Annotated in this window: 4 protein-coding genes; 3 read left to right on the top strand and 1 reads right to left on the bottom strand. The window is 66.5% G+C overall.

Annotated features, from left to right (window positions below):
* From AWC27_RS30750 to AWC27_RS00120, 3 genes are all read left to right on the top strand, one after another.
* Window positions 1-349: PE family protein (locus AWC27_RS30750; RefSeq protein WP_169726681.1), on the top strand; the 349-nt coding region annotated here is incomplete at its 5' end.
* 10 nt (window positions 350-359) lie between these two features.
* Window positions 360-3,293: an AfsR/SARP family transcriptional regulator gene (locus AWC27_RS00125; RefSeq protein ID WP_085668373.1), complete on the top strand. Its 2,934-nt coding sequence runs from the start codon at window positions 360-362 to the stop codon at window positions 3,291-3,293.
* 74 nt (window positions 3,294-3,367) lie between these two features.
* Complete coding sequence (locus tag AWC27_RS00120; RefSeq protein ID WP_085668371.1) at window positions 3,368-6,295, top strand: AfsR/SARP family transcriptional regulator; 2,928 nt, start codon at window positions 3,368-3,370, stop codon at window positions 6,293-6,295.
* A 29-nt stretch (window positions 6,296-6,324) separates the two neighbouring features.
* Here AWC27_RS00120 and AWC27_RS30745 read toward each other — a convergent pair.
* Window positions 6,325-7,409 (bottom strand): hypothetical protein (locus AWC27_RS30745; RefSeq protein ID WP_085668369.1); only part of this gene is annotated, 1,085 nt, incomplete at its 5' end.

Here is a 7,409-nt window from a genome sequence, read left to right as displayed (position 1 = left end):
GGCCGCCGGCGGCATCGGAGGCGGGGGCGGTTTTGGCGCCGCCGGCGGATCGGGTGGACCGGGCGGACTCGGCGGACTCAATGCAGCGGGCGGTGTCGGTGGCGACGGCGGCGTCGGGGGAACGGGTGGTGACGGAGGTGGCGGCGGCAACGGTGGCCACGCTGGAGCCGGCGGGTTGTTCGGTCACGCCGGCATCGCGGGTGTCGGCGGCGACGGTGGTGCCGGCGGGCTGGGCGGTGACGGTGGAGCGGCTGGGGACGGTGGTGTCGGTACCGGACCGACGGTAGCCGGCCAGCTGGGCCACGCTGGGGCAAACGGTGACCAGGGTGCGCGTGGCCAGGACGGCTAGTGGGGACTAAATGACGGTCGACTTCCGCCTACTCGGCGATGTGGCGGCCCGAATCGACGGGCAGGCGCTCGACATCGGGCATGCCCGCCAGCGGTGCGTGCTTGTCGCATTGCTGGTCGATGTGAACCAGCGCATCTCGCTGGAGCAACTCGTTGACCGAGTGTGGTCGAATAATCCGCCCTTCTCGGCCCGCAGCTCCTTGACCAGTTACGTGTCCCGGTTACGCCGCTTGCTCGCTGATGTGCCGGGCGCGTCGATTTCGCGCGAGCCGAGCGGATACGTTCTTGCCACTGATCCGGCCTGGATAGATCTGCACCGCTTCAAGGCCGCCGTCGCTAAGGCCAGGGCAACCGTGGAACCGATTGAATCCGCGGTGCTGTTCGATCGCGCACTCGAGCTCTGGCGGGGAGAGCCGTTCCCCTCTTTGGATACGCCGTGGTTCGTCGAAGTGCGCAACGCCCTCAAGGCCGAGTTGCTATTGGCGCAATTGGACCGCAATGACGTGGCATTGCGGGCCGGTCGACATGGCGAGCTGCTGGTTGAACTGACTGCCGCGCATGCGGCCCACCCGCTCGACGAGCGCCTGGCCGGACAGCTGATGCTGGCGCAGTACCGCTGTGGCCAGCAGGCTGATGCGCTGCAGACCTATCGGCACACGCGACGGCGGCTTGTCGAGGATCTCGGCATCGACCCAGGTTCGGCCCTGCAGCGAGTACACCAGCAGATTCTCGCCGGCGAGATAGAAGAGGCGCTGGCCCTTGCGCCACCGGCGCGCCGTGCTGCGCCGGCACGCCAGCTTGCGGGCGGCGGGCCGGGTTCGGGTCTATTGCGGCGAGTGACCACCTTCGTCGGCCACGAGGAGGCTTCGGCGCGGATCGTGCATGCGATGCACGAGGGTCCGCTGGTGACGCTGGCAGGTGTCGGTGGCGTCGGTAAGACGCGGCTGGCGTGGGAAGTCGCGCTGTGCGAGCAGGAGCGTTTCAGCGGGGGAGCGTGGATTTGCGAATTAGGGCCGCTGGATAACGGTGACGCGGTAGGGCACACCATTGCCGCCGCTTTGCGATTGCGCCACCAGCACGGCCTTGGCATCGAGGATTCGGTGATCGAGTATCTACGTTCGCGTGACGTTCTGCTCGTCCTCGACAACTGCGAGCATGTGCTGGAAGCGGCCGCAACATTGGTCGGGCGGATCGTTCAGCACTGCCCTTCGGTATCGGTGTTGGCGACCAGCAGGCAGCCCCTGGGTATTGAGGGTGAGCGCCTGGTGGTGGTGCCGCCGTTGTCGGTAGACGACGCGGTGCAGTTGTTCGTCGACCGGGCCAAGGCGAGCCGGCCGGACTTCAGCCTGGACCGGCAGTCCAGCGGTGCGGTGGCCGAAATCTGCCAGCGGGTCGATTGCCTGCCGTTGGGGGTGGAACTGGCTGCGGCGCGGATGCGGGTGATGAGCGCGGCCGACGTGATCCGTCGTCTGGACCACATGCACGTCGTGCGTGGCGGAATGCGTGGGACGCTGCCGCGGCAGCAGAGCCTGGCCGCGGCGATCGACTGGTCGTATCGGCTACTCACCGAAGCAGAGCAAGACTTGTTCGCGCGCCTTTCGGTGTTCGCAGGGTCGTTTGACATCGATGCCGCGCACTGCGTGTGCGGGGCGGACGGAGCCGTTGAAGACGACACTCTGGACCTGCTCGTCGGCCTAGTCGACAAGTCGATTGTGTATGTGCACAGCGTCAGCGACCGAACGCGGTACGGACTCTTGACGACCCTTCGTGCCTACGGCCGAGAGCGTTCGCGCGAGCAGGGAACCGATAGTCGCGATGCGATGCGGCATGCGGTGTACTTCACCGAACTTGCTGAACGTGCCGGCGCGGCGATACACGGCGCGCAGGAGCGCGACTGGGTTGAGCGGATGCTGCCTGATTACGACAACCTGCGCGCGGCGTTCGAATGCGCGATGGCCACTGGCAACGTCGATCTGGCGTTGCGGCTGGTTGCCTCCGCCTCTGAGCTGGTCGCGCTGCGGATCGGCTATGAGGTGGTCGATTGGGCCCTGCGGGTGCTCGCAGTCGCTGACGAGGAGCACCCCCTGTATGCCGCGGTGGTGGGTAGCGCGGCGCGCGGTCGTTGGGTTCGTGGCGACTTTGCCGGCGCGCGACGGCTGGCAACCCTCGCCGAGGGGCGTGTTCCGCCACGGGGAACTGCGCGCTTTGCCTACCCGGCCGATGTGCTGGCCGACGTTGCCCTATTTGGCGGCGACGCACGCACGGTGCTCGAGTATTGGGACCGCGAGGCGGCGCGTGCCCGACAAGATCATGATCCGGTTCGGCTGGTGCAGACCGCCTGCATACTCTCCACCTGTCGGGTCATGCTGGGCCAATGTGACAAGGCCGTGCCGGCTGCGCGGGAATCGGTGGAAGTCGCCGACCAGACGGCCAACCCTACGACACAGTCAACGGCGTATTTCGCGCTTGCCTTTGCGCTCAAGAAGTCCCAACCTCAGCGAGCGCTGAGACTGTTCACCGAAGCGGCGCGACTTGCCGGCGAGGTACAGAATTTCTGGTGGTACGGCATCGCCTTGATGGAGGCAGCGGCAACGCGTGCAGTGCACGACGAGCCCGCGGCCGCGGCGGGGCTGTTCGTCGAGGTCTTGGAGCATTGGGACCGAGTCGGGGACTGGTCCCAGCAGTGGCTGAGTTTGCGCTATGCCACCAGGCTGCTGGCACGGCTCGGCGCCGACGAAGACGCCGCATTTCTGCACCACGCTTTGCAGAATGCGGGCAAGCCGTCGTCGTTGCACCCGGCCCAAGCGGGCGCGCTGCGGGAGCGGCTGGGTGCGGAGCGCTTCGATGCCCATGGCGCATCGCCGGCCGACGGCCCCGACGCGGTCGCCCGTGCGCGGTCGGTTCTGCAGCGGCACGCCGAACGTGCGGTGCCTCCGGCCCGGTGATCTCCTCGAAGGGTGCCGGTGCGGCACGTATGCTTCGCACGACATGTGCGCCTTCTGCAGAAGGGGTGTACTGAATGACGGTCGAGTTTCGGGTGCTCGGCGACGTCGAAGTGCGTGTTGATGGGCGGCCGCTGGATATCGGGCATGCGCGCCGGCAGTGTGTGTTGGTTGCGCTGCTGATCGATTTGAACCACGCGGTGTCGCCGGAGCAGTTGGTGGACCGGGTGTGGTCGGATCGGCCGCCGCGGCGCGCGCGAAACTCGTTGGCGGGCTATGTGTCTCGGCTCCGGGCGCTGCTTGCCGATGCCGAGGGCGTGGCGATTTCGCGGGGGCCTGCCGGATATATGCTGGCCGCTGAGGCGTTGTCGGTGGATTTGCATCGCTTCCGGGATTTGGTGTCCCAGGCGCGCTCCACCGCGGACCCGGTGCAGGCGGCGGCGTTGTTTGATCGCGCGCTCGGTATGTGGTCTGCTGAGCCGTTCATGTTCCTGGATACGCCCTGGGTCAACGAAGTCCGCAGCGGCGTACAAGCGGAACGGTTCGCGGTGGAATTAGACCGCAACGATGTCGCCCTGCGCGCTGGGCGGCACGCCGACTTGCTGGTCGAGTTGCTTGCTGCGCAAGCTGCCCGCCCCTTGGACGAACGTTTGGCCGCGCAGCTGATGCTGGCGGAGTATCGCTGTGGCCGGCAGGCCGACGCGCTGGACACCTACCGCCAGACCCGTTTGCGGCTGGTCGATGAACTCGGCGTTGAACCGGGTCAGTTACTGCGTGATGTACATCATCAGATCCTTACCGGAGGAGATTCTCAGCCGGACGCTGCACCGGTGACCGATTCGGCGTTGGCTCCTTCCGCTCCCGTTCGCAAGTCGCCTACGGTTGCTTTCCGGCGGGCGACGAGCTTTGTCGGTCACGAAGACGACTTGACTCGGACCGTCGCCGCGCTGCGGGCCGGGCCGCTGGTGACACTGACCGGGGTAGGTGGCGTCGGCAAGACGCGGCTGGCCTGGGAGGTTGCCCGACGAGAGCAGGAACGCTTTGGCGAGGAGCTGTGGATCTGCGAGTTGGGGCCTGTCGAGCACGGTGACGCGGTAGGACACACGGTTGCCGCCGCGCTGCGGTTGCGCCAACAGCGGGGTATGGGCATCGAAGAGTCGGTGATCGAGTACCTGCGGTCGCGGCAAGCCTTGCTATTGGTCGACAACTGCGAGCATTTGCTGGAGACCGTGGCGGGGCTGGTTGAGCGAATCGTGCGGCACTGTCCCGGGGTGTCGGTGCTGGCGACGAGCAGACAACCGCTAGGTGTGGAGGGCGAGCGGATTGTTGTGCTGTCGCCCCTTTCGGTGCAGGATGCGACGCGGCTGTTCGCCGATCGGGCCCAGGCCGGCCGGCCGGACTTCAATTTCGATGTGCAGCCCATCGATGCGGTGGCTGAGATTTGCCGGCGGGTGGATTGTCTGCCATTGGGCGTGGAGTTGGCGGCCGCGCGGATGCGGGTGATGAGCGCCCCTGATGTGGTTCGTCGGCTGGACCGGTTGGGTTTTCTGCGGGGCGCGGTGCGCGGAGCGCCGGCCCGCCAGCAAAGCCTGGCCGCGACGATCGATTGGTCGTATCAACTCTTGGTCGAACCCGAACAGGCCCTATTCGCCCGGCTTTCGGTGTTCGCGGGTTCGTTCGACTTGGAGGGCGCCCATGGTGTGTGCGGGGCCGAGTGCGCGAATGAGGACGACACGCTTGAGTTGCTTCTCGGTCTAATCGATAAATCCATGGTGGTCGTGCGCACCGTCACCAACCGGACCCGTTACGCCCTCCTGGAGACACTGCGTAGCTACGGGCGAGAGCGCTTACAGGAGCAGGGAATTGACAAGCAGCTGGCCATGCGCCATGCCGTTTACTTCACCGAGCTCGCCGAGCGGGCCACCACCGGACTATTCGGTCCGGATGAGCGCGAATGGGTCGAGCAGATGTTGCCCGAGTACGACAACATGCGCGCGGCGTTCGAGCACGCGCTGGCCGGCGACGACCTCGATGTTGCGCTGAGATTGGTCACTGGTGTCGCAGAGTTCGCCGGCTTGCGGATTGGCTACGAAGTAGGTGGTTGGGCCGAGCGTGCGCTCGCCCTCGTGCAACCCGACCATCCGCTGTTCGCGGCCGCGGTGGGCACAGCGGCGCGGATTAGGTGGGCGAGGGGCGAATTCGAGCTGGCGCGACATCTCGCGCTGCGCGCTGACGGGCGTGTTCCTGGGCGCGGCGCTGCGCGCTTTGCCTATCCCGCAGATGTGCTTGCCGACGTAGCGCTCTTTCAATCTGGGCCGGCCGGTGTCCTGTCGCATTGGGAGTATGAGACAGCGCGTGCCCGCGGTTCCGATGACCTCGTCCGGCTGGCGCAGACCGTTTCTGAATTAGCGATTTGTCACGGCGTATTGGGCAATCGCGACGCGGCTCTTCCTGCTGCAATGGAAGCGGTGGAGACCGCCGACGCCACTGCCAACCCAACCGCGCAGTCGAACGCCTACTTCACGCTTGGTTATCAGCTCAAAAGGGCTGACCCGGAACGGGCGCTGGAGCTGTTCGATGAGGCAGCCAGGCTTGCCCACGATGTGCAGAACTACTGGTGGTATGGAATCGCATTGATGGAGGCCGCCGCGACGCGTGGCGTTCATGGCGATCCCGCGCATGCGGCACGGATGTTCATCGAGGTGCTTGACCACTGGGACCGTTTTGGTGATCGGGCGCAGCAGTGGCTGAGTCTGCGCTACATCACCAGGTTGCTGGCGCGGCTCGGTGCCGACGACGACGCCGTGTTCCTGCACTGCGCATTGCTGGAGTCGGGGAGAAAGTCGCCTCTGCGAGCCGCTCAACTGGCGGCTCTGAAGGACCGGTTGGGCGCCGAGCGTTTCGAGACTTACTTCGTCTCGGTGACCGACCGTGCCGCAGCGGTCAGCCGAGCGAGGTCGAGTCTGCAGCGGTACGCCGAACACGTGGCTACACCGATGCTCTGATCGGCAGCCCGTGCCGCCGGGCGCCCGGCTCAGCCTCCTACTTGGAAGCCGAAGCCGGCTCGCAAAGCCGCCTGGATCGCGAGCTGGAGATTGGTCAACACGTCGCGAAGGTCCCCGGCTAGCGCGAGACCGGCACCGTTGAGAGACAGCAATAACGTGCCGCCCGTCTGGGTCAGTCCGCCGAGAGTGCCCTGAATGGTCGTAGCCAGGTTGGCGGCTGTCTGCCCGAATCCAGAGAGCCCGACACCGAAGCTTGCACCCGTGGAGCTGTCGATTACGGCAGCGATTTGGGTCGCGGCGTTCATCCAAATCCGTGCGAGCGAGTCGCCAGTCTGGGCCAGGTTCATCAGACCCCCGCCGAGGTTGGTCACCAGGGCTTGACCGGTTTGGATCAGGCCGGATGCCCCACCCGCAAGGCCTGCCATCAATGCGTTGCCGGTTTGCACCAGTCCAGAGATTCCGGTCTGCAGGCTACCCCCGAGGGCCGCGCTGAGCTGTGCAGCGATATCGGCGCTGAGGCTTGCCGACAGGGCCGCGCCGAGGTTGCCGAGCGCCCCATTGAGAGCTGCGCTCAGGCCGGGGAGCCCACCGCTCAGCGCGCCGTTGAGGGCGGCGTTGATTCCGGCCAGGCTCGCACCGAAGTTGCCGCTGAGGGCGCCGCTAAGCGCCGGCAGTGCGGCGCTGAGGTTCGCCGACAGGTTCTGGCTGGCAGTGATCAGCCCGGTCAGGACGCCCTGTAAGGCCGGCGCGCCGGACAGGGCTGCAGTGAACGCGGCGTTGAGGGCGGTGTTGAGGCTGGCCAGACCGGTGCCGAAGCCGCCGGTGAGCTGGGCGGCCAGAGTCGGCAAGGTTGCGCTGAAGTTGCCGGCCAGGCTCGCACCAGTCTGTATCAGTCCATTCAAGGCGCCCTGAAGAGTGGGCAGCCCGCCGCTCAAGACGGCACTGAAGTTGCCGGCAAGGCTTTGTCCGGCGGTCAGTAATGCGTTGAGTGCGCCTTGCAGCGCCGGCGCACCGGACAGGGCGGCGTTCAGGGCGGTGTTGAAGGCCGCAGTTAGGCCCGAGAGGCTGGCTTGGAAGGCGGGCAGGCTGCCCGACAGGGCCGCGCTCAGGGTGG

It is taken from the genome of Mycobacterium szulgai, from assembly GCF_002116635.1.
GTDB classification, from domain to species: Bacteria; Actinomycetota; Actinomycetes; order Mycobacteriales; family Mycobacteriaceae; genus Mycobacterium; species Mycobacterium szulgai.
The sequence above is the reverse complement of the archived record's forward strand: the minus strand, read 5'-3'. Positions and strand labels throughout refer to the sequence as shown.

Excerpts from the sequence above, each read along its gene's own strand:
- AWC27_RS00120 (WP_085668371.1), top strand. The coding sequence starts at position 3,368 with ATGACGGTCGAGTTTCGGGTGCTCGGCGACGTCGAAGTGCGTGTTGAT.
- AWC27_RS00125 (WP_085668373.1), top strand. The coding sequence starts at position 360 with ATGACGGTCGACTTCCGCCTACTCGGCGATGTGGCGGCCCGAATCGAC.